The sequence below is a fragment of the Dactylosporangium sp. NPDC051087 genome, from assembly GCF_055586325.1.
In genome coordinates, this window is sequence record NZ_JBVJIJ010000006.1 from 69,075 (window position 1) to 93,033 (window position 23,959).

Here is a 23,959-nt window from a genome sequence, read left to right on the forward strand (position 1 = left end):
ATGACTGCCCACGCGGCGGTGCCCGACCACGACGACCTGCTGACGGCCGTCGTGGAGACGCTCGGCGACGAGCTCCTGCCACAGGTCAGCGGACGCGGCCGGTACCTGCTCAAGGCGTGCATCGCCGCGCTGGAAACCGTGCGGCGGGACCTGACCGCCGGACCCGAGCGCCGGCACGTCGATCAGGCGGTCTTCGCGGAGCTCGGCGTGCCGGACGAACGGGCCCTGGTCGCCGAGATCAGGGCCGGCCTCGCCCCGGAGCGCTTCGCCCAGGTCGTCGCGGCGCTGGGCCGGCGCACCGACGTCGAGCTGCGCGTCCTCGGCCGCGGTTAGCCATGGTCCTCCGGGCGCCAGTAGATGGCGTGGTACCAGATGCTGGCGAGCGAGTCGATCGCGGCCTGCTCGTCGACGACGGAGCCGGCGTTGTCGCCGCCCTGGGCCAGCCACACGTAGCAGGACAGCTCCAGCATCGACGACAGCGCCGACGAGGTCATCCGCACGTCGATGCCCGGGCAGTAGCCGTCCTTCTGCGCCTGTTCGACGCCCCGGACGATGAAGTCGATGGCCGACCGCCGGATCTCCCGCCAGCTCTCCAGGAACGCCGGGTCGGCCATCGACGCCTGGAACACGCCGCTGAGCGCGCCGAGACGGTTGCGGTAGGTCTCCCAGAAGATGGTGATCGCCAGCCGGATGGCCTCCTCGGGCGGGCGACCCTCCTGGTAGGGCACCGAGATCTGGGCCCGGGTGTCCTCGTGGAAGGCCTGCGCGAGGGCGGCGAGCACGTCGGCCTTGTCGGTGAAGTAGTTGTAGAAGCTCGCCGACGACCGGCCCGCGGTGCGGGCGATGTCCTCGACCTTGGTCAGCAGGTAGCCGCGGGCCGCGAACTCCTTGTTGGCCGCCTCGAGGAACGCGGCCGCCGTGCGCGCTCCCTTCGTGTACTGGCGTGGCATCCCGCTCCCGCTTTCCGTCGTCGATCCACGATCTGAGATCTAAAAGTGATATTAACATCAAGTTTATCGCCCGATTTCGGGCGTCTCGCGAACGCCGCCGACGCCCCGATGACCGGCCCGAACATCGAAGGAACCGCATGATCGAGACGCGCTTCACCCGTGAGTTCGGCGTCCGGCACCCCATCGTGCAGGGCGGCATGCAATGGGTCGGCCGGGCCGAACTGGTGGCCGCCGTGGCCGACGCCGGTGCGCTCGGGTTCATCACTGCGCTGACCCAGCCGACACCCGAGGACCTCGTCAAGGAGATCGCCCGCTGCCGGGAGCTCACCGACCAGGAGTTCGGCGTCAACCTCACGATCCTGCCCGCGATCTCGCCGCCGCCGTACGCCGAGTACCGCGCCGCGATCATCGAGTCGGGGATCCGGATCGTCGAGACCGCCGGGTTCAGCCCGGCCGAGCACATGCCCGCCTTCACCGCCGCCGGCATCAAGGTGATCCACAAGTGCACGAGCGTGCGGCACGCGCTCAAGGCCGAGTCGCTCGGCGTGCACGCCGTGAGCATCGACGGCTTCGAGTGCGCCGGCCACCCGGGCGAGGACGACGTCCCCGGGCTCATCCTCATCGCCGCCGCCGCCCGCCGCGTCTCGATCCCGATCGTCGCCTCTGGCGGGATCGCCGACGCCCGCGGCCTGGTCGCCGCGCTGGCGCTGGGCGCCGACGCGGTGAACATGGGCACCCGCTTCATGTGCACCGTCGAGGCCCCGGTGCACGAGAACGTCAAACGGCGCATCGTCGAGGCCGGCGAGCTCGAGACCACCCTGATCTTCCGCACGCTGCACAACACCGCACGCGTCGCGACGAACGCCATCAGCGGCGAGGTCGTCTCGATCCTGCGCGCCGGTGGCGAGTTCGCCGACGTGCGCGAGCTCGTGGCGGGCGTCCGGGGCCGCGAGGTCTACGAGACCGGCGAGCTGGACCGCGGGCTGTGGACCGTCGGGCAGTCGCAGGCGCTGATCGACGACATCCCGACCGTGGCCGAGCTGGTCTCCCGCATGGTCGCGCAGGCCGAGGACCTGATCAGCACGAAGCTGAGCCCGCTGGTCGTGGGACGATGACGGACGCGGTACGGGTCAGCACGGACGGCCCGGTCACGACGGTCACCCTGGCCCGCCCCGACCGGCTCAACGCCCTCGACCTGGACGGCATGCGGCTGCTCGGCAGCCGGCTGCGGGCCGAGGCCGCCTCACCCGGGGTGCGGTGCATCCTGCTCACCGGGGAGGGACGGGCCTTCTGCGCCGGCGCCGACGTCTCCCCGGCCGGGGCCGCGACCGGCGGCGCGGACGGCCGCGCGATCGTCGCCGCGGCCAACGACGTGGTCCTCGCCGTGGTCCAGGCCGGCATCCCGGTCGTCGCCGCCGTGAACGGGCCGGCGGTCGGCGTCGGCGTCTCGTTCGCCGTCGCCTGCGACGCCGTCATCGCCGCCGACACGAGCTGGTTCCAGCTGCCGTTCGTCAAGATCGGGCTGCTGCCCGACGGGGGCGCGACCCACCTGCTCCCCGCCGCGATCGGGCGGGTGCGGGCGGCACGGATGGCGCTGTTCGCCGAGCGCGTGCCGGCGCCGACGGCACTCGCGTGGGGCCTGGCCTCCGACGTCGTCCCGGCCGCCGACCTCCTCGACACCGCCCGCGCCCTGGCGGCCGGGACCGCCGGCGCGTCACGGGAGGCGCTGCGCCGCACCAAGCAGGCCCTCCGGCGGGCCCACGCCGACGAGCTCGCGGCGGCCATGCGGCACGAGCTCGACGACCAGGGTGAGCTGCTGGACGGCCCCGACTACGCCGAGGGCCTGACCGCGCTCCGGGAGCGCCGGGCACCGGTCTACCCCGCGTAGGGGCGTTCGCGTCCACGCGGGGTAGGGGCGTTCGCGTCCACCCCGCGTCGAGGCGTTCGCGTCTACCCCGCGTAAGGGCGTTCGCGGCGGAGCTCCTCGCGGGCGATCGTGCGGCGGTGGACGGCGTCGGGGCCGTCGACGATGCGCAGGACCCGCGCCCACGCGTAGAAGTACGCGAGCGGGGTGTCGTCACCGACCCCGGCGCCGCCGAAGACCTCGATCGCCCGGTCGATGACGGCGGTCGCCATCGCCGGCGCGGCGACCTTGATCGCGGCGATCTCGGTCCGCGCGCCCTTCGCGCCGTGCCGGTCGATCAGCCACGCCGTCTTGTACACCAGGAGCCGCGCCTGGTCGATGTCGATGCGCGACTGCGCGATCAGCTCCCGGACCACGCCCTGCTCGGCGAGCGGCGCGCCGAACGCGACCCGCGACTTCGCCCGGCCGACCATGAGCGCGAGGGCCCGCTCCGCCATGCCGATCGCCCGCATCGCGTGATGGATCCGGCCCGGCCCGAGACGGGCCTGCGCGATCGCGAACCCGTCGCCCTCCGCGCCCAGCAGGTTGGCCCGGGGCACGCGGACGTCGCGGAACACCAGCTCGGAGTGGCCGTGCTGGTCCTGGTAGCCGAAGATCGGCAGGTGCCGGACGATCTCGAGCCCGGGGCTGTCCCGCGGGACCAGGATCATGGTCTGCTGCCGGTGCGTCTCGGCGCCGGGGTCGGACTTGCCCATCACGATGAAGATCTGGCACCGCTGGTCGGCGACGCCGGTGATCCACCACTTACGGCCGTTGATGACGTAGTCGTCGCCGTCCCGGACGATCGTGGTCGTGATGTTGGTGGCGTCAGAGGAGGCGACGTCCGGCTCGGTCATCGCGTAGGCCGACCGCATCGTCCCGGCCAGCAGCGGCTCCAGCCAGCGCCGCTGCTGCTCGCCGGTGGCGAAGCGGTGCAGCGTCTCCATGTTGCCGGTGTCCGGGGCCTGGCAGTTGATCGCCTCCGGGGCGATCACCGGCGACCAGCCGGAGACCTCGGCGACGGCCGCGTACTCCACGTTGCTCAGCCCGGACAGCTCGGGCAGGAACAGGTTCCACAGCCCGCGCCGCCGGGCGGAGGCCTTCAGATCGTCCATCACCGGCGGGTACGCGTGCGGACCGTGCTCGGCGAGATAGCCGGCCCACACCGGCTCCGCGGGGAAGACCTCCTCCCGCATGAAGTCCCACATCCGCCCGACGGTCTCCTCCGCCTTCGGCGAGAGCGCAAAATCCACGGTGTTTCAGCCCTTCCGGTCCAGTACGGCCAAGCCCTCCACGGTGATCCGCCGCACCTCGTCGTCGAGATCCCCGAACGTCTGCCCGGCCATCGCCCCGGCCGCGGCCCGGGCCGCCACCCCCTGGGCGATGACGGCGAACTTGAAATGCGCGAACGCCTCGTAGAACGCGAGCTCCGCCAGGTCCGTGCCGGTCCGGCGGGCGTAGCGCTCGGCGAGGTGGGCGCGGCCCGGGAACCCCGCGTCGCGGGTGATCGCCGGGGTCAGCAGCGGCTCCGGCTCGCCGGGCTCCCGCCAGTAGAACAGCAGCATGCCCAGGTCCGCCATCGGATCGCCGAGTGTCGACAGCTCCCAGTCCAGGACCGCCCGGACCCGCGCGGGGTCCCGCCGGTCGAGCAGGCAGTTGTCCAGCCGGAAGTCGCCGTGCACGATCGTGGCCCGCTGGGCGGCCGGCACCGCCTCGGCCAGCCGCGCACCCAGCTCGTCCAGGGCGGGCAGGTCATGGGTCTTCGACGCGTCCCACTGGCCGCGCCAGCGGCGCAGCTGCCGCGCCATGAACCCGGCCGGCCGGCCGTAGTCGCCGAGGCCGACCGACCCGGGGTCCACCCGGTGGAGGTCGGCGAGGACGTCGACCAGCGCGTCGGCCATCGCGACCCGGTCGGCCGGGTCCGGTGCGTAGCCCGCGGGCAGCGCGTCCCGGACCACGTGACCGTCGACCTTCTCCATCACGTAGAACGGCACGCCGAGCAGCTCACCGGTGCGGTCCTCCAGGAGCACCCGCGGCACCGGCACCGGCGTCGCGGCGAGGGCCCGCTGCACCCGCGCCTCGCGGCCCATGTCGTGGGCGCTCGGCAGCACCTCACCGGTCGGCGGCCGGCGCAGGACCACCGACCCGGCGGGACCGGCGAGCTCGAACGTCAGGTTCGACTTCCCGCCCGCGATGAGCGTGACGTCCAGGTCGCGCCAGCGGTCGTCGCCCAGGGCGCCGGCCAGCAGCGGCCCCAGCCGGTCGGGGCGCACCAGCTCGCGCACCGGTTACCGGCCTTCCCAGACCGGCGCCCGCTTCTCGGCGAAGGCGGTCGGCCCCTCGACGGCGTCCCGGCTGCCGAAGATGACGTCGGCCGCCTCCTGGTTGACCGCCCACGGCTCGTTCTGCGACCACTGCGGGTCCCAGTCCGAGCCGGACTCCGCCACCTGGTACATGACCCGTTTGGTGTACTGCACCGACAGCGGCGCGTTCGCGGCGATCCGCCCGGCCAGCTCCATGGCCTCCGCGAGCGCGGCCCCGGGCCGGGCGACCACGTTGACCAGCCCCCATTCGGCGGCCTCCTGGACGTCGACGGCGTCGCCGGTGAGCGCCATCTGCAGCGCGCGCTTGATGGGGATCTGCCGCTGCAGCCGCACCACGCCGCCCGCGGCGGCCATCAGCCCCCGCTTGACCTCGGGCAGGCCGAGCTTGGCGTCCTCGGCCGCGACCACGAGGTCGCAGGCCAGGGCGATCTCGGTGCCGCCGCCCATGGCGTAGCCGTTGACGGCCGCGATGAGCGGCTTGTCGATCCAGTGCCGGACGAACCCGGCGAAGCCCCATTCCGGGTGCCCGGGCGCGGCGAGCGACCGCCCGGCCGCCAGTTCCTTGAGGTCGGCGCCGGCGCAGAAGGCCCGGCCGTTGCCGGTCACCACGACGACCCGCACCTCGGGGTCGGCGGCGGCCCGGTCCAGCGCCTCCCCGACGGCGGTGGACAGTGCCGCGTTGACGGCGTTCAGGGCATCCGGCCGGTTCAGCCGGATCACGGCGATGTGCCCGGTCCGCTCGTACAGGGCGGCCGGTTCGACGGTCGTGGTCATCGGGTCTCCAACACGTCGCGGGCGATGATGTGCTTCATGATTTCGGTCGTGCCGCCGTAGATGGTGGTGACGCGGGTGTCGGCGTACGCCCTGGCGATGGGGTACTCCCGCATGTATCCGTAGCCGCCGAACAGCTGGACGCAGCGGTCGACGAGGCGCTTGTGCATCTCGGTCGCCCACCATTTCGCCTTGGCCGCGTCGACCGCGTTGAGCTCGCCGCGGTTGAACCGCAGCACGGCGTCGTCGACGTACGCCTGCGAAACCTCGAGCTCGGTCAGCATCTCGGCGATGGCGAAGCGGGTGTTCTGGAACGACGCGACGGGCGCGCCGAAGGCCTGCCGGGACGTGACGTAGTCGATGGTCCAGCCGAGCGCGGCCCGGGCACCGGCGCAGGCGGCCACCGCGATCCCGAGCCGTTCCAGCGGCAGGTGGCTCATCAGGTACTGCAGTCCCAGTCCGGGTTCGCCGAGCACGTTGCCGGCGGGGACGACCGCGTTGTCGAAGAACAGTTCCGCGGTGTCCTGGGACCGCAGGCCGACCTTGTCGAGCTTGCGGCCGCGCTCGAAGCCGGGCGTGTCCCGCTCCACGACGAGCAGGCTGAACGCCCGGCTCCGGGCGCCGGGGTCCGGATCGGTCCGCGCGACCACGATGACGAGGTCGCTGTGGATGCCGTTGGTGATGAACGTCTTGGCGCCGTTGAGCACCCAGGTGTCGCCGTCGCGCCGGGCCGTCGTCCTGATGCCCTGCAGGTCCGATCCGGTGCCGGGCTCGGTCATGGCGATGGCGCCGACGGCCTCGCCCGAGCAGAGGGCGGGCACCCACCGCCCGGCCTGCTGCGGTGTGGCCAGGTCGAAGAAATACGGCAGCACGATGTCGGCGTGGGCGGAGAACCCCGAGCCCAGCGACGTGGCACCGACCTTGGCGAACTCCTCCATCATCGCGCAGCGGAAGCCGAAGTCGCGCAGGCTTCCCCCGCCGCCGTGCTCCTCGGGCGCGTTGATGCCCAGCAGCCCCTGCCGCCCGGCCTCCAACCAGGGCTCGCGCGGGATGATGCCGGCGTCGTCCCACGCCTCGACGTGCGCGGTGACGTGCCGGCTGAGGAACTCCGCGACGGTGGCGCGGAACGCCTCGTGGTCGGCGGTGAAGAACGGGCGGCGGGCCCACAGGTCCTTGCTCATGGCGTTACAGGCGCTCGATGACGGTGGCGTTGGCCATGCCGCCGCCCTCGCACATGGTCTGCAGCCCGTAGCGGCCGCCGGTGGCCTCCAGATGGTTGAGCATCGTGCCCAGCAGCCGGGTGCCGGAGGCGCCGAGCGGGTGGCCCAGCGCGATGGCGCCGCCCCGCGGGTTGAGCTTCTCCAGGTCGCCGCCGACCTCGGCCAGCCACGCCAGCGGCACCGGGGCGAAGGCCTCGTTCACCTCGTAGGCGTCGATGGCGTCGATGCCCAGGCCGGCCCGCTCCAGCACCAGCCGCGTGGCCGGGATCGGCGCCGTCAGCATGAGCAGCGGGTCGTCGCCGGCCACCGCGAACGCGTGGAAGCGGGCCCGCGGGCGCAGGCCGAGCTTCGCGGCCACGTCCTCGGCCATGATCAGCGCCGCGGAGGCGCCGTCGGTCAGCGGCGAGGAGTTGCCGGCCGTGATCCGCCAGTCCACGTCCGGGAACCGCTCACGCATCTCGGGAACGTCGAAGGCGGTGCGCAGCCCGGCCAGGCTCTGCGGGCTCGTCGCCGCGCGGATCGTCTCGTCCGCGGCGAACCAGCGCTCGCCGTCCTCCCCGACGTCGACCCGCACGATCTCGTGGTCGAACCCACCGGCGGCCGCGGTCTCGGCCGCGAGGCGGTGCGACCGGGCGGAGTACTCGTCGAGCCGCTCCCGCGACAGCCCCCACTTCTGGGCGATGAGCTCGGCCGAGACGCCCTGGTTGACCAGCCCCTCCGGGTAGCGCCGGGCGAGCCGGGGCCCCTGCGGGTCCTGGCCCATCGAGGAGACGCCCATGGGCACCCGGCTCATCGACTCCACCCCGCCGGCGACGACGATGTCGTAGGCCCCCGCCATCACGCCCTGGGCGGCGAAGTGCACCGCCTGCTGGCTGGAGCCGCACTGCCGGTCGATGGTCGTGGCCGGCACCGACTCCGGCCAGCCCGCGGCGAGCACCGCGGTGCGGCCGATGTTCAGGGCCTGCTGGCCGGCCTGGCCGACGCAGCCGGTGATGACGTCCTCGACCCGCACCGGGTCCAGGCCGTTGCGCTCGGCGAGGGCGCGCAGGACGGTGGCGTACAGGTCGACCGGGTGCACGCCGGACAGCGCCCCGCCCGGCTTGCCCTTGCCCGAGGGGGTCCGGACGATGTCGACGATGACCGCTTGACGCATGACTGCTTCCTTTCCGTCGGGGGGAGTGGCCGGACCGGGTCTAGCGCGGGCTCATGCGGATGGCGCCGTCGAGCCGGATGGTCTCGCCGTTGAGCATCGGGTTGGCGACGATCGCGGTGACCAGCTGGGCGTATTCCGCCGGGCGGCCGAGCCGGCTCGGGTGCGGCACCTGGGCGCCGAGCGAGTCGCGGACCTCCTGCGACAGCTGGCCCAGCAGCGGGGTCTCGAAGGTGCCCGGGGCGATGGTCACGACGCGGATCTTCAGCGAGGCGAGGTCGCGGGCGATCGGCAGCGTCATGCCGACGATGGCGCCCTTGGACGCCGAGTAGGCGGCCTGCCCGATCTGGCCATCGAACGCGGCCACCGACGCGGTGTTGACGATGACCCCGCGCTCCTCGCCGGCGATCTCGTGCCCGGCCATCGCCGCCGCGGCCAGGCGCAGCACGTTGAAGGTCCCGATCAGGTTGACCTGGATGACCCGGTTGAAGTCGGCCAGCGGGAACGGCCCGTTCTTGCCGACGGTCCGGAACGCGTTGCCGATGCCCGCGCAGTTGACCACGACGGACAGGCCGCCGTCGTCGTCGGCGAGCGCGACCGCCGACTGCACCGCGTCCTCGTCGGTCACGTCGGCGCCCGCGAAGCGGACCGCGTCGCCGAGCTCGTCGAGCCGGCCGCGGTCGGCGGTGGGCAGGTCGAGGGCGACCACCCGGGCGCCCGCCGCGACGAGGGCCTCCACCGTCGCCAGCCCGAGCCCGGACGCGCCCCCGGTCACCAGTGCCTGCTTGCCCCGGACATCCATGCCATGACCTCCACGCCGCTGCACTTAGTTAGCGATCGCTAAGCTAGCGCCCGAGTGACCCGAGTGCAATGATTCGTGACCTACTTAGCGAGCGTTTGCTCAGCGCCTTCGCGGCGCTCTACGCTCTCCCGCACGACGCGGACAGCGCCGCGGACAGGGACACGGACGGCGATGCGGACAGAGACGGGGATGACCGTGAGCGACAAGGCTGCCGACTGGCGGGAGTACCCCGCGCTCGAGCTGTCCCCGCTGCTGGCGCTGGCGCTGGACGAGATCGTCGAGCACGGCTACGACGGCACGTCGGTCCGCAAGATCGCCAACCGTGCGGGCGTCACCGTGCCGGCGCTGTACTACCACTTCGAGAACAAGCAGGCCATGCTCCGGGAGCTGCTCGACCACGCGATGCGGATCGTGCTCACGCACGCCCGGGCCGCGCTCGACGAGGCCGGCGGCGACTGCACCGCCCGGCTCAGCGCCCTGGTCGAGGCCATCGTCCTGTACATGGCGCACCATCGCGACCTGGCGTTCCTGGACTCCGAGCGGCGCAGCCTCACCCCCGAGAACCGGGCGGACTACGTCGCGCGGCGCGACGAACTCGAGCGCGAGCTGCGCGACACGATCCGCGGGGGAGTGCGGCAGGGCGTCTTCCGCACCCCGTATCCGGACGAGTGCGGCCGGGCGATCCTGTCGATGTGCCAGGGCGTCGCCGGCTGGTATCGGCCGGGCGGCCCGGTCGACGCGCCCACCATGGCCCGGCGGTACGCCGACCTCGCGCTCGCCACCGTGCAGTACCACGACCAGAACGAGGACCAGAACCAGGACCAGGACCAGGAAGGGGCGCCATGACCGGCGGACCACTCGACGCGTTCCGGCTCGACGACCGGGTGGTGGTCATCACCGGCGCCAGCTCCGGGCTCGGCCTGGGCTTCGCCCGGGCGGTCGCGGCCGTCGGCGGCATCCTGGTCCTCGGCGCCCGGCGCGCCGACCGGCTCGACGCGGTGGCCGGCGAGCTGCGCGCGCAGGGGGCGACCGTGCTCACCCGGGCCACGGACGTGACGTCGCCCGAGCAGTGCCAGGCCCTGGTCGACGCGGCGGTGGCGCAGTTCGGGCGGGTCGACGTGCTCGTCAACAACGCCGGCCTCGGCGGCTCCGTGCCCGCCTCGCGGGAGACCCCCGACGGCTTCCGCCAGGTGGTCGACGTGAACCTCAACGGCTCGTTCCTGATGGCCCAGGCCTGCGCCCGGGTGATGCCGGCCGGCTCGTCCATCGTCAACGTGGCCAGCGTCCACGGCGTCGCGGCCTCACGCTTCCCGGGCGCCTCCTACGCCGCGAGCAAGGCGGGCGTGATCGGGCTGACCCGCGATCTGGCCCAGCAGTGGTCGCGCCGCAAGGGCATCCGGGTCAACGCCCTGTGCCCCGGCTACTTCGCCAGCGAGATGACGGCGACGGGCGAGGACAAGCTCCGCGAGATGGTCGCCGAGCACAGCCTCCTGGGCCGCTTCGGCGAGCAGCCCGAGGTCGACAGCGCGCTGCTGTTCCTGGCCAGCCCGGCGTCGTCCTACGTCACCGGCACCACCCTGCTCGTCGACGGCGGCCTCTCGGCGACGATCTGAGCCGGCGGACGGCGGGAGCTTCGCCCTGCGGCGCGGCCCGCAACCAATAGACTCGGCCGGACCCATGCCGACGAGTGTTTCCGGGAGTGCCGATGGCCAAGGCGGCCGAGACGGCGTACGAGGCCATCCGCGCCGGCATCCTGTCCGGCGAGTTCGACCGCGGGCAGCGCCTGCGCGAGGAGGAGCTCGCGGCGCGGGCCGGGGTGTCGCGCACGCCGATCCGCGAGGCGCTGCGCCGGCTGGACGCGGAGGGCCTCGTCGAGTTCACGCCGAACCGCGGCGCGCGGGTGGTCGCGTGGTCGGAGCAGGAGCTCGCGGACAACTACGAGGTCCGGGCCATGCTCGAGAGCTACGGTGCCCGGCTGGCCGCGGAGCGCATCACCGACGAGGAGCTCGACGACATCGCGCGGATCGCGGCCCGGATGGCCACGCTGAGCCGCAAGGGCGCAGCCGCCGCCGATGAGCTGACCGTGCTCAACGGCGACTTCCACCGCGCGATCCTGCGTGCCTCCCGGCACACGCAGCTGGACAGCATCGTGCGCGGCATCATGGACACCCCGCTGATCTTCCGCACCTTCCAGCGGTACGGCGGCGAGCGGATGCGCACGAGCGTGCGGCAGCACGCCGAGCTGGTCGAGGCGCTGCGGGCCCGCGACGGGGTGTGGGCCGAGGCGGTCATGCGCGCGCACATCCTGGCCGCGCGCTCGACCATCATGCTGTCGCTGCGCGACGAGGAGGACGGCGACTGACGCCGGCTACGGCTGGGCCCGCCCCGACAGCCAGCCCGCCAGGGTCTCGGCCACCGCGTCGCGGGCGCCGTCCGGCTCCACGAAGTAGTGGTCGCCGGGCAACGTCACGAACTCCTTGTCCGCCGTCGCCGCCCCGTCGTACAGGCCCTGCGCGTCGCTGGGGAACACCCCGCTGTCCGCGTCCGGCTGCACCACGAGGGTGGGCAGGTCGAGCCGGGCCAGGTGCGGTGCGGCGACGCAGTCGGACTCCTGCAGGCTGAACATGTTGAGCCAGGTGCGCATCGTGTTCACCATGCCGACGCCCAGGACGCCGTAGTTGGCGCGCTTGGGATCGCCGAAGTAGCACATCGGCGTCGGCCGCTTCGACGGGTCGATGCTCGCGTCGACGTAGCGGGGGTCGGCCCACGTGCGGCCCATCGTGAAGATCCGGTTCCGGGCCGGCCGGTCCCGCGCGGCGTCGAGCTGCTCCTTGCACCACGCGGTCAGCCGGTGGTTGCGCTCGATCTGGGCGGCCCGGTAGCGGGCGAGGAAGTCCTCGGAGTAGGCGCCGCCGTGGCGCGGGTCGTACATGTCGAGGTCCGCCTCGACCGAGTTCGGGTCGGTCTCGTCGAGCATCGACGGGTCCATGGTCCGCGTGATCCATTCCGGCCGGCCGGGGTGGGCGGCCAGGAACACCATCAGGTCGCCGGGCGGTAGGTGCAAGGCCGGCTCGAACACCTTGGACCGGCCGTACGACGGGCGGATGTTCGGCTCGCGGGACTGCGAGTGGTACGCCGCCATCAGCGAGCCGCCGCCGGAGTTGCCGAGCAGCACCACGGTCTCGACGCCGCGGTCGCGCAGCAGCTGCACGCCGGCACCGATCTCGGCCAGGGCGTGGTCGAGGCTGAAGAGGTGCTCGGCGCCGCGGAAGCGGGTGTTCCAGCCGAGGAACCCGTAGCCGCGCTCGGCCATCCGGGTCGCCATGTAGTGCTCGCTGAAGTCGACGTTGTAGTGCGAGGCGATGAACGCCGTGCGCGGCCGCCGCCCGGAGGGGGTGTAGTAGATGCCCTGCAACGGATGGCCGCCGGCGCCCGCCCGGCCCACGGCCGGCGACGGAATCCCGATGAACTCTCGGTCGATGGTGGTCATGCGGGGTCCTCCCCGGACTCGATGGGCCATGGTGGCAGGTCGGTCGACGGCCGGCCGGTCCAGACGGGCCGCCGGCGGTGCAGGAAGGCGTCGACGCCCTCGCGGGCGTCGGGACGGTCCAGGAGCGTCTCCATCACCAGCCGTTCGGTGTGGGCGTGCTCGAACGGGCCGGCGTCGGCCGTCTCCCAGAGCAGGCGTTTGGTCGCCGCGACCGCGACCGGCGCGGCGTGCTCGACGATCTCGCGGGCGAGGGCCAGCGCGCGCGGGAGGACCTCCGCTTTCGGCAGCGCCGCCGCGGCCAGTCCCCACGCGGCCGCCTCGGCGCCGGTGAAGCGGCGGCCGGTGAGCAGCAGCTCCTGGGCCCGGCCCAGGCCGACGTGCCGGACCAGGTTCCAGTGGCCCATCAGCTCCGCGGTCACGCCGAGCCGCACGAAGGGCAGCGCGAGCACGGCGTCGTCGGCGACGAACCGGACGTCGCACTGCATGGCCAGGGTGAGCCCGAGGCCCACGGCCGCGCCCTGGATCGCCGCGAGCACCGGCTTGCGGACCTGGTACGGCGCGATCCACGCGGGGCCCGGGCGCTGCGCCTCGGCGCCGCCGAAGCCGTCGCCGGTCATCTCCGAGCCGGCGCAGAAGGCCCGCCCGGCGCCGGTCAGCACGACCGCCCCGACCTCGTCGGCGGCGTCGCACCACCGCAGCGCGGCACTGAGCTCGTGCAGCATCGTGCGGTCCACCGCGTTGAGCCGGTCGGGCCGGTCCAGGGTCACCGTGGCGACGCCGTCGCCGGTCTCGCACCGGATCCGCGTGAGCTGTTCGGGCCGCTGCGCGCCGGACGTGTCGGCCCAGGCGAACGTGTGCTCCTCGTACCTCACGCGCTGGTGTCCGCGGGGTACGCCGCCGCTTCCGGGTCGTAGCCGTGCGGCCCGAACCGGTGCAGCCCGGTGAGCACCTCGCCGGACTCGGTGATGCCGGCGGTCTCGCGGGCGAGCGCCTTCGCCGTGTCCATGTCGAAGTGGTTGGTGACGACGACCTTCTGGGCGTAGAGACCCCCACCGGCCTGGATCACCGTCACGTGCTTCCAGCCGCCGTAGGCGTCGGCGGTGAAGTCGCGGATCGTGTGGAACAGCCGCATCCGGTACTCCGCCTCGACGCCCTCCATGGTGCGCATGTACTTGCGCAGGTCGGCCTCGGTCTCCGGGTTGTTCAGGTCGCGTAGCGACGGGGCCGTGAGCACCGCGCCGCCGGCGATGTCGTGCAGGTGGCGCACCATGGTGCTGAACTGCGCGGCCGCGTGGTACTTCGCCGCGTTGGTGAACAGCTCGTCCGGGGACGCCCAGCCCTCCGGGGTGAAGGTGGCGTGGGTCATCGCGGCCTCGAACCCGGCCCGGATCAGCGTCGCGTAGACGATCATCTCGGCGATCTTGTCCTTGATGTGCCCGATCCGGGTCAGCCCGTTGGCCTCGGAGACCAGCTGCGCGAGCCCCACGAGCGTGTCCGCGAGGCGCACGTAGCTGCCGACGCTGCCGAGGCGCTCCCACAGGCCCAGGGAGTGCACGAAGGTCGCCGAGTGCTCCAGCTCGCCGGCCAGGAAGAGCCGCTCGTTGGGGACGAAGACGTCGTCGAAGACGATGAGACCCTCCGTCATCACGTGCCGGGAGCTGTACGGGTAGAAGTCCGGGTCCAGGTCGGGCCGCGGCGCGAAGGAGGCGTTGATGACCCGGACCCCGGGCGCGTTGACGGGCACCGCCGCGGCCACGCTCCAGTCCTCCTCGCCCGGCTTCATCCGCTTCGTCGGCATGACCATGAGGTCGTGCGCGACCGCGGCCGAGGAGATGTGCAGCTTCGCGCCGCGGATGACGACCCCGTCGGGTGCCCGGTCGACGATGCGGACGTACAGGTCGGGGTCGTCCTGCTTGCCCGGGGACAGCGCCCGGTTGCCCTTGGCGTCGGTGATCGCCTGCACGATGCGGATGTCGCGGCGCTTGCTCTCCTCGAAGTAGGCGAGGGCCCGCTCGGCGTACTGCGGCTGCTGCGACCGCATCCGGCTGGCCGCGGTGAGGACCATGAGCAGGCCGTTGGCCGTGGAGATGGTCGGGAAGTCCCAGTGCAGCTGCCGCTGCTGGGTGTCGCGCAGCTCCTCGACGGAGGTGGGGATGAAGAAGTACGGGCCGTGGACGTCGTCGCCGGGCTGGTAGTGCTTGTCGTAGCCGAGCGCCGCGGCCTGGGCTGGTCCTTGCAGCAACGGCTCGGCGGTCACGTCGGGCACCGAATGGCCGTTGACGAAGATCCGGCGGCCGTCGCGCAGGGATTCCAGGTACTGGTCTCCGGTCAGCATCAGGACGGCTCCTCTGTACATGGGACTGGTTGATTCACGAGATCTGGCCCTCTGCCAGGAGTTCCCGCAGCCGGAGCTTGTCGATCTTGCCGGCGGGGTTGCGGGGGAAGGACTCGACGACGACGATGCGCTGCGGCACCTTGTAGCTGGCCAGCCGGCCGCGGCAGTGTTCCTTCACCTCGGCCGCCGACGGGGACGGGTGGCCGTCGCGCAGCGCCACGACCGCGGTCACCACCTGGCCCCAGCGCGGGTCCGGCTCGCCCACGACCGCGATCTCGGCCACGGCCGCGTGCCCGCCGACCACGTCCTCGATCTCGACGGGGTAGACGTTCTCGCCACCCCGGATGATCATCTCGTCGGCCCGGCCGGCCAGGTGCAGGAAGCCGTCCGGGTCCTTCCAGGCGAGGTCGCCGGCGACGAACCACCCGTCGCGGACGGCCCGGGCGGTGAGGTCGGGCCGGTCGAGGTACCCGCTCATCACCGTGTCGCCGCGGCTGGCGATGACCCCGATCTCCCCGTCCGGCACCTCGGCGCCGTCCGGATCGAGGAGCCGCACGTCGCAGCCGAACGCCGGCCGGCCGATCGTGCCGAGCAGCCACTCCTCACCGGCGAGTGCCCGCCGGTGATCCTCCGGCCGCAGGACCAGCTGACCGCCGGCCTCGGTCCCGGCGCCGAACCCGTTGTGCAGGTCGCAGCCGAAGACCTCGACCATGCGCCGGACGACCGAGGTCGGCATGGGCGCGCCGCCGTACATGATGGAACGCAGGCCGGAGAAGTCCGCCTCGGCGAGCTTCGGGTGCTCGAGCAGCTGGATGATCATGCTGGGGACGAGCAACGCGTGCCGCACACGCCCGGAGCCGAGCCAGGACAGCGCCAGATCGGCGTCCCACTGCGGCATGACGACGGACGCCCCGCCGCGGGCGACGCCGTAGAGCAGATGCCCGAACCCGCCGGCGTGGAAGAGCGGCGCCCCGGAGTAGATCAGGTCACCCGGCCGGAGGCCGAGCTCCAGGATCCCCGACTGCGTGACCGCCTTGATCATCCGCTGGGACTGCAGCACGCCCTTCGGGGTGCCGGTGGTCCCGCTGGTGAAGGAGATGCTCAGGATGTCGTCGTCATGGGTGACCGCCGAGAGCTCGCCACCGTCCGGCCCGGCGGCGAGGAACTCCTCGTAGCCCGACTCGAACGAGACGGCGACGCGGAGCCCGCAGTCCTCGACGACCTCCTGGTACCGGGCGCTGTGGAAGATCACCTGGGCGCCGCTGGCCGCCAGCACCGTGCGGATCTCCGCGGGGGAGAGCCGGAAGTTGAGCGCCACGTATGTCGCGCCCAGCTTCATGCAGGCCAGCAGCACCTCGACGTACTCGGGCGAGTCCACCGCGAGGAGGGCGACCCGGTCGCCGCGGCCGACCCCGATCTGCCGCAGCGCCCGGGCGAGCCGGGTGATCCGCTCCTCACCCTCGGCGTACGTGCGGGTCCGGCCGTCCGCGGCGACGAGGAAGTCGGCCCGCGGCGTGAAACGCGCCTGGACGGTGACCCAGTCACCCGGCGCGAGCCCGGAGAGCTGCATGGGGGTACCTCCTCATCCTCGACGGTCGCCGGACTCGCAGACGACGTGCATGCGCACCTCGCCGCCCCGCACCCACCCGTGCCGCCGGGCGTGATCGACCATGCCGTCGAACTCGCCGCGCCACCGCTCGTCGCCCGCCCGCTCACCGGCCAGCCGCAACAGCGTCTGCGTGGTGACCACGACGTGGCCCTCTTCTTCGCGTCCCCAGACCCCGATCGCGGCGCCGTCGACGACGTGCGCGCTCAACCGCCGCAGGTCGTCGAGGTCCACGAGGGTGACGCCGCCGGGCTCGACCCGCAGGATCATCGGGCAACCTTCCCAGCGTAGAACGAGGCCAGCTGGGTGTCCTCGCCGTGCGCGGCGAGCACGGACGCGGTCAGCAGCCGGGGCTGCTGGCCCGTGGAGTCCAGCAGCTGCCGGTTCGACACGGCCCGCCGGTAGTACAGGTGGGCCGGATGCTCCCAGGTGAACCCGATACCGCCGTGCAGGTGGATCACCTCGCGGGTGATCTCGGCGGCGACCCGCCCGCAGTACATCCGCGCGACGGCCAGCCCGGCCAGCGACTCCGGCCGCCGGCCGATCGCGTCGTTGTGCTGCACCGAGCGCACGGCCACCGACAGCGCGGACCGGGCCCGCTCCAGCGAGACCAGCAGATCGGCGCACTTGTGCTTGACCGCCTGGAACGAGCCGATCGGCCGGCCGAACTGGGTGCGCACCTTGACGTACTCGACCGCCATCTCCAGCGCGCGCTCGGCGGCGCCGACACACTCGGCCGACATGCCGAGGATCGCGCCCTGGCGGATGGCGGCCACCCCGGCACGGGCCCGGTCCTGCTCCGCGAGCAGCTCGGCCCGGGCGCCCGTCAGGCGTACTGTGCCCATGCGCCGGGTCAGGTCGAGCGCCTTCAACGGGACGACCTCGACGCCGGGATCGTCCGCCTCGACCCAGAAGAACGCGTGGTACCCGCGATACTCGGCGAGCACGAGCAGGGCGTCGGCCGCGGTCGCGTCGACCACGCAGGGCAGCTCGCCGCGGACCTCGAAGTCGCCGTCGGCCGCGGCCTTGGCGTGCGGGTACTCCAGCGGGAACGTCTCCTCGATCGGCAGCACCGGCACGGCGACGAGCTCACCGGCGGCGATCCGGGCGAGCCGGTCCCGGTTGGCCTCGTCGTCGGCCAGGGCCACCAGCGCCGCGGCCACCAGCGACGTGGTCAGGAACGGACCGTCGTCGAGGGCCCGGCCCAGCTCGGTGTGGACGGCGACCTCCTCGGCCAGCCCCATGCCCGCGCCGCCGAACTCCTCGGGAATCCGGACCCCGGGCAGCCCCAGCTCGCTCGCCTGCCGCCGCCAGCGGTCGCGGTCGACCCGCCGGGCCGCGTCGGGGTCGAGGGAACCGCCGCGCAGCGCCGCTCCAGGATCTCGCTGCAGGTGGGCACGGACCACCTGGCGCAACTGTTCGATGTCGTCCATTGCCTAAGCACTCTTCTCGCTGGCCGGGCGCTCCTCGCGCGGAAGACCGAGCACGCGCTCGGCGAGGATGTTGCGTTGGATCTCGTCGCTGCCACCGGCGATGCGGTGCGACGGCGCGCTGAGCAGCAGCTGCGACCACGAGTACGTGCCCCAGGCGCCGGTGTCCGCGACCATCCGGTAGCCCAGCAGGCGGGCCGCGACGTCGGAGTAGTACTCCATGTCGGAGGTCGTCATGAGCTTGACCACCGAGCCCGGCGCGGGTCCGCCGGCGTCCCGCAGCCGCGTGGCCGTCTCGTGCAGCACCTGCTCGCGGGCCCAGCACTCGGCCAGCAGGTCCTGGATGGCCGGGTCGTCGATGGCGCCGGTCGAGCGGGCCAGGGCGAACAGCCGGATGACCGGCTCGATCATGATCCCGTTGTGGGCCCGGCCGAGCACGGACCGCTCGCTGCCGACGGTCGTCATGGCGATGTTCCAGCCACCGTCGACCGGCCCGAGCCGGCGGGAGTCGGGCACCCGCACACCGTCGAGGAACACCTCGTTGAAGTGTTCGGAGCCGGTCACCTGGCGCAGCGGCCGGACGTCGATCCCGGGGGAGTCCATGTCCAGCAGGAACATGCTCAGGCCGCGGTGCCGGCTCTCGGGCGGTCCGGTGCGCACGAGGAGCTCGCCGAGCTTCGCGACGTGCGCGAAGGACGACCACACCTTCTGGCCGGTGACGATCCAGTCGTCGCCGTCGCGGACCGCGGTGGTGCGCAGGCTGGCGAGGTCCGAGCCGGCCTCCGGCTCGGAGAAGAGCTGGCAGCAGATCAGGTCGCCGCGCCAGATCCCGGGCAGGAACGCCCGCTGCTGCTCCTCGGTGCCGTGGGCCAGGATGGTCGGCGCCACGATCCCGTGGCTCACCATGTACGTCGAGGTGGACGGCACCTCGTACTGCGCGGCGATGCCGGCGACCAGCTCGACGTAGTCGTGGCCGAGCCCGCGCCCGCCGAGCGCCGTGGGGCCGTCGAGCCAGGCGAGCCGGGCGTCGAACAGCTCGCGCTGCCACCGCTGGGCCTGGGCGACCTCGGCCGCCTCGTCCTCCGGCTGGGTGAGCCCGACACCGACCACGTCGTCGACGCCGACGCCGTGCAGCATGCCGCGCCGTTCGCGCCGCGGCGCCCGGGCCGCGAAGAACGCGTGCGCCTCTGCGGCCACGGACTCGTGCGTCGCTGGCGTGGTCATCGGCTCCTCCTGCGGGTCGTGCGCTGGTTCGTGCTCCGTACGGCGTTCACACGCGGGCGCTGTCGTCGGACTCGTCGGCCTCGCGGCCGAGGTAGGCGGACACCACCCGCGGGTCCCGGGCGACCTCCTGCGGCGTCCCGCGGGCCAGCACGGCCCCGGCCTCCAGCACGGTGACCCGGTCGCAGGTGCTCAACACCAGGTCGACGTTGTGCTCGACGAGGAGGATGCTCATGTCCCGGTCGCGGGCCAGGGTCCGGATGAGGGTGCCGAGCTCACGGGCCTCCTCGTCGCTCAGCCCGGCCGCCGGCTCGTCCAGCAGCAGCACCCGTGGGTCGGCGGCCACCGCCCGGGCGATCGCGACGAGGCGGCGCTTGCCGAACGCGAGTTCGGCCGGCTTGCGGTCGAGGTCGTCCTCGAGCCGGAACTCCCGGATCGCCGCGAGGGCGGGCGGGGTCAGCTGGATGCGGCCCGGCACGACGAGGTCGCTGAGGTAGCGGCGGCCACCGCCGTCGTCGCAGGCGACCGCGAGGTTCTCGCGGACGGACAGGTCGGCGAAGAGCTCCAGGGACTGGAACGACCGCGCCATCCCGGCCCGCGCCCGGCGCCGCGCGCTCCACGGCGCGATCGACTCGTCGTCGAGCCGGATCGAGCCACGGGTGGGCCGGACGAACCCGGTCAGCGCGTCGATGACCGTCGTCTTGCCCGCCCCGTTCGGGCCGATCAGGCCGTGCACCTCGCCGGGGACGAGGTCCAGCGTCACGTCGTCGACGGCCACGACACCGCCGAACTGCACCCGCAGCCCGGCCACGCGCAGCGTCCGCGACGGCCGCTGGTCGTGGGCCGCCGTGACGGGCTGCTCCCGCTCGGCCCGGGGCCGCGACGGGAACGAGGGCACCCGCAGGAGCCGGCCGATGCTGCGCACCAGGTGGGCGTTCATCTCGTACAGGCCGTTGCGGCCGCTGCGCAGGACGTACAGCAGGAACAGCCCGCTGACCAGCGGCAGGTAACGCTCCAGGTTGTCCACGCCGTGCAGGATCTGCGTGCCGACACCGCCGGGCAGCAACGTCGAGGCGAGCAGGGCGCCGCCGATGGTGCCGATACCGCCGACGACCGAGACACCGATGACGGTGATCGAGGTGAGCACGTCGAACTGGGCCGGCAGGACGGTGGCGCCCTGGAAGGCCAGCAGGACACCGGCGAGCGCGGCGAGCGCCGACGCGAGCGCGAAGGCGTAGAGCTTGCCGACGAACACGTTGACGCCGAGCGCGGCCGCCGCCCGTTCGTTGGACCGGACCGCGAGCAGCCGCCGGCCGGCCCGGCCGCGACGCAGGTTGGCCACCGCCAGGGCGCTGAGGGTCAGCGCCGCGAGCGCCACGAGCCCGTAGTTGTACGGGTGCCTGATCGCCCCGAAGTCCCAGCCGAGGATCGACGGCTCACCGATCGGGATGCCGGTGTCGCCGCCGGCGAACTTGAAGTCGCTGAGGACCAGGCTGAACAGCACGATGCCCATGCCGAGCGTCGCGATGGCGAGGTTGATGCCCCGGGTCCGCAGTGCCGGCAGCGCGACCAGCACGCCGACGAGCGCCGCGGCCACCATCGCGCCGATCAGCGACGGCAGGAAGCCCCAACCGGCGCGGGAGACGAACGTCGCCGCGGCGAAGGCCCCCGACCCGGCGAGCACGTACTGCGCCAGCGACAGCTGCCCGGCGTACCCGGTGACCACGGTGACCGACAGGGTGAGGATCGCGAACGCCATCGTGACCGTCAGCGCCTGCGCCCACACCGGTGAGACCACGAACGCGATCAGGAAGGCGAACACGCCCACGACCACGACCGCCGGGACGACCCGGATGCGGCCGTCGCCGACCTTGGGCAGCCGCTCCAGCACATGGCTGCGCAGCGGCAGCGAGCTTCCGCGCAGCACCAGGTAGGCCACGATGACCACGAACGGGACACTGTCGCCCCAGCCGGTGACCGTGACATAGCGGGTCGTCAGGGCCTGCACGACACCGATGCCCAGCGCACCGGCGAACGCGATCGGGAACGAGACGAAACGGGCCAGCAGCGCGGCGGCCAGGGCCGGCACGATGAGCAGGGTGAGCTGGGTCGGCTGCAGGTAGGTGATCGGGCCGATCAGCGCGCCGGCCAGAGCGGCGATGCCGGCCGCGAGCGCCCAGTTGGCGATCGCGATCCGGTCCGGTGAATGACCCAGGCTCGCCACCGCCCGCTGGTTCTCGGCCATGGCGCTGGCCACCCGCCCGAACGACGTCCAGCGGAAGACCGCGTAGAGCGCGGCTGTGAGAGCCGCCCCGATCAGCAGGATGATGAGCCGGTCGACGCCGAGGGTCGTCCCCGGCAGCGGCTCCACGGAGTCGGTGGGCAGGAAGGAGGGCACGCTGATCGGGCCCACCCCGTAGCGCAGCACGGCCGCCGCCTGGAGCGTGAGCAGCACGCCCAGGGTCGCGATGACCCGTTCGATCGGCGACGAGGTGCGCATCGGCCGCAGGATCAGGTACTGCACCGCGACCCCGAGCAGGACACCGACCGCGGTCGCGGCGACGACGGCGGGGACCGCGGGCCAACCGGCCGCCACGCGGAACTCGTAGTACGCGTAACCGCCGACCATCACGAACGAGCCCTGCGCGAAGTTCACGATCCCGGAACCCCGGTAGATCAGCACCAGCCCCTGGCCGAGGAGGCTGTAGATGGCGCCGATGCCCAGGCCGAGCAGGAGGAACTGGACGATTTCCACGATCACTCCGTTCCTGGGGCGGTGGTGTCACCGAGGTAGAGGGACTCCACGGCCGCGATGCCGTCGGCGGCGTTCCCGGCTGCCGCGACGGCACCGCGCCGCAGCAGGTACCAGCGGTCGGCGACCGCCATGGCCCGGCGGGCCTGCTGTTCGACCAGCAGGACCGCGACCCCGTCCTGGTCGGCCGCCCGTCGCAGCGCGGCGAACAGGCGGTCGACCACGAGCGGTGCCAGGCCGAGGGAGAGCTCGTCGAGCAGCAGCGCGACCGGGTTCGCGGCCAGTGCCCGGGCCAGCGACAACATCTGCTGCTCACCGCCGGACAGCAGCCCGGCCCGGGTCGGGAGCAGCGGTTCGAGCTCGGGGAAGAGCTCCAGGGCCCGTTCGGTGCGCCCCGGCCCGAGCAGCAGGTTGTCGCGCACCGACATGCCCATGAGCACGGACCGCTCCTCGGGCACGAAGCTCATGCCCATGCGGGCCCGGACGTGCAGCGGCGCGGTCGTGACCGTCCCGCGCCACCGCACCTCGCCCCCGATCGGCGGCAGTTCGCCGGCCGCGGTGAGGATCGTCGTCGACTTGCCCGTCCCGTTGGCCCCGAGGAGCGCGACGATCTCGCCACGCATCACCTTGAGGTCGACGTCGCGCACCACAGCCAGGTCGTCGTACCCCACGCTCAGTCCGCGCAGCTCGAGGACGGGCGCGTCCTCGGCCGTCACTGCCGCCGATGCGTTCATCTACTTGGTGCCCAGCGGGTCGATCGCGTCGCCGTCCTGCTTGAGCGTTCCGCCCACGGCCTCGGACACGTACACCTTGAAGGTGGGCACCCGCGGGTAGGTCTGGACGATCGGCGGGTTGGGGATGCCGGCGTAGTCGGGCACGGTGCCCAGCACGATGGGCTTGTCGAGCTTGTCCAGCAGGCCGGTGATCGCGGCGGCGGAGACGTTGCCGCCGAGCCGCTTCACGATCTCGACGAGGAACGTGATCGAGGTCCAGGTGCCCAGGGAGCCGTTGTCGGTCACCGCCTCCGGGTGGTATTTGGCCATGTCCGCCAGGAACTGCTGCACCTGCGGGATCGAGGTGTTGGTCACCGGTACCGCGGACGAGGTGATGAACACCTTGTCGGCGAGGTCACCGAGCGCCTTCTGGTCGGCCGGCTTGAAGATGTTGGCCAGGGTCGCGATGTTGCCCTTGAACCCGGCCTGGCGCACGGCCCGGATGATCCGCGGCGCGTCGGTCGCGGTGGAGGCGACGGCGATGGCGTCGGGGGTCTTGGCCAGCGCCGAGGAGGCGACGGCGCTGAAGTCGGGCGCGCCGAGCGGGGCCAGGATCCGGTACGACTGGGCACCGCCGGCCTTGGCCCCGTTGGCGATGTCGTCGGCGGCGGCGTAGGCGGCGGCCGCGTCGGCGACGATGACCGCGATGTTCTTGCCGCCCTTGTTGGCCAGCAGCCGGCCGAGGCCGACCTGCATCGACTGGGTGCCGCCGGTGATCGGGTACGACACCTTGCTGGTGCCTTCGGTGGGGCCGCCCGATCCGGCGCCGGCCAGCCACGGGATGCCCGCGGCCTCGAGCACGGGCAGCTCCGCGGGCGCCTGCGAGCTGGCCGCGCCGACCACGGCGACGACGCCGCTGCTGACGGCCTGGCGGGCGCAGGCCGCGCCGGTGTTGGCGTTGTACGCGTCGTTGCAGTACTCCACCTCGATCTTCCGGCCGTCGATGCCGCCGGCGGCGTTGATGGACTGCACGTGCGCGTCGAGGCCGGCCTTCGCGTCCTTCAGGGACAGGTTCGGGCTCTCGAAGGTGCCGATCTGCATGATCTTGATCGGGCCGCTGTTGCTGGCGGCGGAGCTGGGCTGGTCCTCGCCGCGGCAGGCGGTGAGGCCGGCGGCCGCGAGCGAGAGGACGGCTAAGGCAACGGGGACGCGGCGGGGTGAGGGAATGGGCATGTCGGTCCTTTCGGATTATCCGAGCTGTCTCCGTGTCGGAGAGGGGGGTGCAGCACGGG

At 72.8% G+C, this 23,959-nt stretch carries 23 protein-coding genes; 6 read left to right on the forward strand and 17 right to left on the reverse strand.

Translation table 11 applies throughout. From position 1 onward, the window contains the following. Nucleotides 1–333 carry a DUF6285 domain-containing protein gene (locus ACZ6TV_RS13350; protein ID WP_465297406.1) on the forward strand — a complete coding sequence of 111 codons (333 nt, stop codon included), beginning with the start codon at nt 1–3 and terminating at the stop codon, nt 331–333. On the opposite strand, the gene ACZ6TV_RS13355 is transcribed toward ACZ6TV_RS13350, so the two are convergent. Next, nucleotides 330–950 carry a TetR/AcrR family transcriptional regulator gene (locus tag ACZ6TV_RS13355; protein ID WP_465297407.1) on the reverse strand — a complete coding sequence of 207 codons (621 nt, stop codon included), beginning with the start codon at nt 948–950 and terminating at the stop codon, nt 330–332. The two genes, ACZ6TV_RS13350 and ACZ6TV_RS13355, sit on opposite strands and share 4 nt — an antisense overlap. A 137-nt stretch (nt 951–1,087) precedes the next feature. Between ACZ6TV_RS13355 and ACZ6TV_RS13360 the strand changes: the two genes are divergently transcribed. Next, nucleotides 1,088–2,065, forward strand: a complete 978-nt coding sequence (locus ACZ6TV_RS13360; RefSeq protein ID WP_465297408.1) for an NAD(P)H-dependent flavin oxidoreductase — start codon at nt 1,088–1,090, stop codon at nt 2,063–2,065. Then, nucleotides 2,062–2,838 (forward strand): enoyl-CoA hydratase-related protein, encoded by a 777-nt coding sequence (locus tag ACZ6TV_RS13365; protein ID WP_465297409.1) that lies wholly within the window; start codon nt 2,062–2,064, stop codon nt 2,836–2,838. The genes ACZ6TV_RS13360 and ACZ6TV_RS13365 overlap by 4 nt, the downstream gene beginning before the upstream one ends. A 62-nt stretch (nt 2,839–2,900) precedes the next feature. Here the strand turns inward: ACZ6TV_RS13365 and ACZ6TV_RS13370 are convergent, their stop codons facing one another. The 6 genes from ACZ6TV_RS13370 to ACZ6TV_RS13395 are packed head-to-tail and all read right to left on the reverse strand — an operon-like array spanning nt 2,901 to nt 9,120. Next, nucleotides 2,901–4,106 (reverse strand): acyl-CoA dehydrogenase family protein, encoded by a 1,206-nt coding sequence (locus ACZ6TV_RS13370; RefSeq protein WP_465297410.1) that lies wholly within the window; start codon nt 4,104–4,106, stop codon nt 2,901–2,903. A 6-nt stretch (nt 4,107–4,112) separates the two neighbouring features. Then, nucleotides 4,113–5,138 (reverse strand): phosphotransferase family protein, encoded by a 1,026-nt coding sequence (locus ACZ6TV_RS13375; RefSeq protein ID WP_465297411.1) that lies wholly within the window; start codon nt 5,136–5,138, stop codon nt 4,113–4,115. Between the two features lie 3 nt (nt 5,139–5,141). After that, nucleotides 5,142–5,951: a crotonase/enoyl-CoA hydratase family protein gene (locus tag ACZ6TV_RS13380; RefSeq protein WP_465297412.1), complete on the reverse strand. Its 810-nt coding sequence runs from the start codon at nt 5,949–5,951 to the stop codon at nt 5,142–5,144. Further along, on the reverse strand, nt 5,948–7,129 hold the full coding sequence (locus ACZ6TV_RS13385; RefSeq protein WP_465297413.1) for an acyl-CoA dehydrogenase family protein: 1,182 nt from the start codon (nt 7,127–7,129) through the stop codon (nt 5,948–5,950). Before ACZ6TV_RS13385 ends, ACZ6TV_RS13380 begins: the two co-directional genes overlap by 4 nt. A gap of 4 nt (nt 7,130–7,133) precedes the next feature. Then, complete coding sequence (locus ACZ6TV_RS13390; RefSeq protein ID WP_465297414.1) at nt 7,134–8,321, reverse strand: thiolase family protein; 1,188 nt, start codon at nt 8,319–8,321, stop codon at nt 7,134–7,136. Nucleotides 8,322–8,361: 40 nt separating this feature from the next. Continuing rightward, on the reverse strand, nt 8,362–9,120 hold the full coding sequence (locus tag ACZ6TV_RS13395; protein WP_465297415.1) for a 3-hydroxyacyl-CoA dehydrogenase: 759 nt from the start codon (nt 9,118–9,120) through the stop codon (nt 8,362–8,364). 195 nt (nt 9,121–9,315) lie between these two features. Between ACZ6TV_RS13395 and ACZ6TV_RS13400 the strand changes: the two genes are divergently transcribed. From ACZ6TV_RS13400 to ACZ6TV_RS13410, 3 genes are all read left to right on the forward strand, one after another. After that, on the forward strand, nt 9,316–9,966 hold the full coding sequence (locus ACZ6TV_RS13400) for a TetR/AcrR family transcriptional regulator (protein WP_465297416.1): 651 nt from the start codon (nt 9,316–9,318) through the stop codon (nt 9,964–9,966). Then, complete coding sequence (locus ACZ6TV_RS13405) at nt 9,963–10,733, forward strand: SDR family NAD(P)-dependent oxidoreductase (RefSeq protein WP_465297417.1); 771 nt, start codon at nt 9,963–9,965, stop codon at nt 10,731–10,733. Before ACZ6TV_RS13400 ends, ACZ6TV_RS13405 begins: the two co-directional genes overlap by 4 nt. Nucleotides 10,734–10,825: 92 nt before the next feature. After that, nucleotides 10,826–11,482, forward strand: a complete 657-nt coding sequence (locus tag ACZ6TV_RS13410) for a GntR family transcriptional regulator (RefSeq protein WP_465297418.1) — start codon at nt 10,826–10,828, stop codon at nt 11,480–11,482. A gap of 6 nt (nt 11,483–11,488) precedes the next feature. Here the strand turns inward: ACZ6TV_RS13410 and ACZ6TV_RS13415 are convergent, their stop codons facing one another. From ACZ6TV_RS13415 to ACZ6TV_RS13460, 10 genes are read right to left on the reverse strand one after another with little or no spacing between them, the layout of a single operon-like run. Further along, entirely contained in the window at nt 11,489–12,610 is a 1,122-nt protein-coding gene (locus ACZ6TV_RS13415) for a hypothetical protein (RefSeq protein WP_465297419.1), read from the reverse strand. Further along, a complete protein-coding gene (locus ACZ6TV_RS13420) occupies nt 12,607–13,482 on the reverse strand; it encodes an enoyl-CoA hydratase/isomerase family protein (protein ID WP_465297420.1) in 876 nt (291 codons plus the stop codon). The genes ACZ6TV_RS13415 and ACZ6TV_RS13420 overlap by 4 nt, the downstream gene beginning before the upstream one ends. After that, the gene (locus ACZ6TV_RS13425) at nt 13,479–14,945 is read right to left on the reverse strand and encodes a 4-hydroxyphenylacetate 3-hydroxylase N-terminal domain-containing protein (RefSeq protein WP_465297421.1); all 1,467 of its coding nucleotides are present in this window, start codon (nt 14,943–14,945) and stop codon (nt 13,479–13,481) included. Before ACZ6TV_RS13425 ends, ACZ6TV_RS13420 begins: the two co-directional genes overlap by 4 nt. Before the next feature lie 34 nt (nt 14,946–14,979). Continuing rightward, nucleotides 14,980–16,515, reverse strand: coding sequence for a class I adenylate-forming enzyme family protein (locus ACZ6TV_RS13430; RefSeq protein WP_465297422.1), 1,536 nt, complete (start codon nt 16,513–16,515; stop codon nt 14,980–14,982). A gap of 12 nt (nt 16,516–16,527) precedes the next feature. Further along, the gene (locus ACZ6TV_RS13435) at nt 16,528–16,821 is read right to left on the reverse strand and encodes a hypothetical protein (RefSeq protein WP_465297423.1); all 294 of its coding nucleotides are present in this window, start codon (nt 16,819–16,821) and stop codon (nt 16,528–16,530) included. Next, nucleotides 16,818–17,984 carry an acyl-CoA dehydrogenase family protein gene (locus ACZ6TV_RS13440; protein WP_465297424.1) on the reverse strand — a complete coding sequence of 389 codons (1,167 nt, stop codon included), beginning with the start codon at nt 17,982–17,984 and terminating at the stop codon, nt 16,818–16,820. Before ACZ6TV_RS13440 ends, ACZ6TV_RS13435 begins: the two co-directional genes overlap by 4 nt. A 3-nt stretch (nt 17,985–17,987) precedes the next feature. Beyond that, complete coding sequence (locus tag ACZ6TV_RS13445) at nt 17,988–19,205, reverse strand: acyl-CoA dehydrogenase family protein (RefSeq protein ID WP_465297425.1); 1,218 nt, start codon at nt 19,203–19,205, stop codon at nt 17,988–17,990. A 46-nt stretch (nt 19,206–19,251) separates the two neighbouring features. Continuing rightward, nucleotides 19,252–21,957, reverse strand: coding sequence for an ABC transporter permease subunit (locus ACZ6TV_RS13450; RefSeq protein ID WP_465297426.1), 2,706 nt, complete (start codon nt 21,955–21,957; stop codon nt 19,252–19,254). 2 nt (nt 21,958–21,959) lie between these two features. Next, the gene (locus ACZ6TV_RS13455; RefSeq protein WP_465297427.1) at nt 21,960–22,688 is read right to left on the reverse strand and encodes an ABC transporter ATP-binding protein; all 729 of its coding nucleotides are present in this window, start codon (nt 22,686–22,688) and stop codon (nt 21,960–21,962) included. Continuing rightward, nucleotides 22,689–23,900: an ABC transporter substrate-binding protein gene (locus tag ACZ6TV_RS13460; RefSeq protein WP_465297428.1), complete on the reverse strand. Its 1,212-nt coding sequence runs from the start codon at nt 23,898–23,900 to the stop codon at nt 22,689–22,691. Nucleotides 23,901–23,959 lie beyond the last annotated feature (59 nt).

Bases quoted from the DNA above. Each gene is read 5' to 3' on its own strand.
- ACZ6TV_RS13350 (WP_465297406.1), top strand. From the start codon at position 1: ATGACTGCCCACGCGGCGGTGCCCGACCACGACGACCTGCTGACGGCC.
- ACZ6TV_RS13355 (WP_465297407.1), bottom strand. From the start codon at position 950: ATGCCACGCCAGTACACGAAGGGAGCGCGCACGGCGGCCGCGTTCCTC.
- ACZ6TV_RS13385 (WP_465297413.1), bottom strand. From the start codon at position 7,129: ATGAGCAAGGACCTGTGGGCCCGCCGCCCGTTCTTCACCGCCGACCAC.
- ACZ6TV_RS13395 (WP_465297415.1), bottom strand. From the start codon at position 9,120: ATGGATGTCCGGGGCAAGCAGGCACTGGTGACCGGGGGCGCGTCCGGG.
- ACZ6TV_RS13435 (WP_465297423.1), bottom strand. From the start codon at position 16,821: ATGATCCTGCGGGTCGAGCCCGGCGGCGTCACCCTCGTGGACCTCGAC.
- ACZ6TV_RS13445 (WP_465297425.1), bottom strand. From the start codon at position 19,205: ATGACCACGCCAGCGACGCACGAGTCCGTGGCCGCAGAGGCGCACGCG.
- ACZ6TV_RS13360 (WP_465297408.1), top strand. From the start codon at position 1,088: ATGATCGAGACGCGCTTCACCCGTGAGTTCGGCGTCCGGCACCCCATC.
- ACZ6TV_RS13430 (WP_465297422.1), bottom strand. From the start codon at position 16,515: ATGCAGCTCTCCGGGCTCGCGCCGGGTGACTGGGTCACCGTCCAGGCG.
- ACZ6TV_RS13380 (WP_465297412.1), bottom strand. From the start codon at position 5,951: ATGACCACGACCGTCGAACCGGCCGCCCTGTACGAGCGGACCGGGCAC.
- ACZ6TV_RS13390 (WP_465297414.1), bottom strand. From the start codon at position 8,321: ATGCGTCAAGCGGTCATCGTCGACATCGTCCGGACCCCCTCGGGCAAG.
- ACZ6TV_RS13455 (WP_465297427.1), bottom strand. From the start codon at position 22,688: ATGAACGCATCGGCGGCAGTGACGGCCGAGGACGCGCCCGTCCTCGAG.
- ACZ6TV_RS13415 (WP_465297419.1), bottom strand. From the start codon at position 12,610: ATGACCACCATCGACCGAGAGTTCATCGGGATTCCGTCGCCGGCCGTG.
- ACZ6TV_RS13365 (WP_465297409.1), top strand. From the start codon at position 2,062: ATGACGGACGCGGTACGGGTCAGCACGGACGGCCCGGTCACGACGGTC.
- ACZ6TV_RS13440 (WP_465297424.1), bottom strand. From the start codon at position 17,984: ATGGACGACATCGAACAGTTGCGCCAGGTGGTCCGTGCCCACCTGCAG.
- ACZ6TV_RS13410 (WP_465297418.1), top strand. From the start codon at position 10,826: ATGGCCAAGGCGGCCGAGACGGCGTACGAGGCCATCCGCGCCGGCATC.
- ACZ6TV_RS13460 (WP_465297428.1), bottom strand. From the start codon at position 23,900: ATGCCCATTCCCTCACCCCGCCGCGTCCCCGTTGCCTTAGCCGTCCTC.
- ACZ6TV_RS13405 (WP_465297417.1), top strand. From the start codon at position 9,963: ATGACCGGCGGACCACTCGACGCGTTCCGGCTCGACGACCGGGTGGTG.
- ACZ6TV_RS13425 (WP_465297421.1), bottom strand. From the start codon at position 14,945: ATGCTGACCGGAGACCAGTACCTGGAATCCCTGCGCGACGGCCGCCGG.